This window comes from Carboxydocella sp. JDF658, from assembly GCF_002049395.1.
Lineage (GTDB): Bacteria > Bacillota.
In genome coordinates this window covers 1-201 of sequence record NZ_BDLR01000244.1, presented here as the reverse complement: position 1 = coordinate 201, position 201 = coordinate 1, and the positions used below count along the sequence as shown (strand labels likewise).

The following is a 201-nucleotide window of genomic DNA, read 5'->3' as shown; positions in this document are numbered from 1 at the left end:
GGTCAAAAATATTAATTGCATCCTTCTCTTCAACTATCAGATTGTCCATTTCTGTCTTATCACTATGTTTTGCTGTGGTAATTGTTGCGCAATCCGGCAGGACCCCTTGCCCAAACAAATTAAGCCTGAGATGAAGTTTTATACCGCCTTTCTCTTTACGGAATTCTGCCCAGCGATAACGGCTTAGACACAAGCTAATAA

The 201-nt window shown here is 40.8% G+C and carries 1 pseudogene; it reads right to left on the bottom strand.

Annotated features, from left to right (window positions below):
• A pseudogene (locus JDF658_RS13985) lies at positions 1-201 on the bottom strand (IS4 family transposase); the annotation flags it as partial.